This is a genomic window from Geobacillus sp. ZGt-1 (genome assembly GCF_001026865.1).
GTDB classification, from domain to species: domain Bacteria; phylum Bacillota; class Bacilli; order Bacillales; family Anoxybacillaceae; genus Geobacillus; species Geobacillus thermoleovorans.
Window position 1 is genome coordinate 1 of record NZ_LDPD01000219.1, and the last position, 725, is coordinate 725.

The window sequence follows — 725 nt, forward strand, 5'->3', positions numbered from 1 at the left end:
CATTTACAGTGGTTCTTGATGAACAAGGGGAAGTATCTCAACGATACCAAGCTCAGGCGATTCCGACAAGCTATGTGATCGATTCAGCAGGAATCATACGGAATAAAATGATTGGACCAATGAGCAAAGATTGGATGGTGGAGCAGATGAAGCAAATAGACTAAAGGCAAAGGAGACAGTGAGGATGGAAAAGGAACAACGACAGACGACGGAGGATTCGAAATATATTCAACAACATTTGGCGAACGAGCGAACCTTTCTCGCTTGGATTCGTACATCGATCGCGGTGGTCGGGATCGCGTTTTTGGTTATCAATTTGCATGAAAAGTCAACAAGCAGCGCATTGTCTACGGTGATTGTCCAATGGATCGGAGCGTTGGCGGTTGTGATTGCGATCTGCACGATTATATTTTCAACGGTTAGTTACGTGATAAAAACAAAACAAATTAATGAGCAGACATTCCGACCGTCACGCCCGTTAATTTGGTTTTTAGCGGCTTTGTTGTTGCTGATTACCGGATTGTTCGGTTACTATTTTTTTAGTTTGTTTTGATGGAATGGAAAACGTCAACACGTTCCCGCTAGACTGACGGTTTGGGAACGAATCTCTATGGGTGAAATGATGTCAAGAGCGATGGCGAAAACAAAAGGGACGGATCATTCGCTCCGGTCTTTTGAACAACATACTGTTGCCCACTTCATTTGATGTGTGAGTAAAATATTTG

At 43.2% G+C, this 725-nt stretch carries 1 protein-coding gene; it reads left to right on the plus strand.

Features of this window, described 5'->3' with window-relative positions; all coding sequences use genetic code 11:
- Positions 1 to 184 precede the first annotated feature (184 nt).
- Entirely contained in the window at positions 185 to 553 is a 369-nt protein-coding gene (locus VU18_RS16830) for a YidH family protein (protein WP_047758633.1), read from the plus strand.
- Positions 554 to 725 lie beyond the last annotated feature (172 nt).

Excerpts from the sequence above, each read along its gene's own strand:
- VU18_RS16830 (WP_047758633.1), top strand. The coding sequence starts at position 185 with ATGGAAAAGGAACAACGACAGACGACGGAGGATTCGAAATATATTCAA.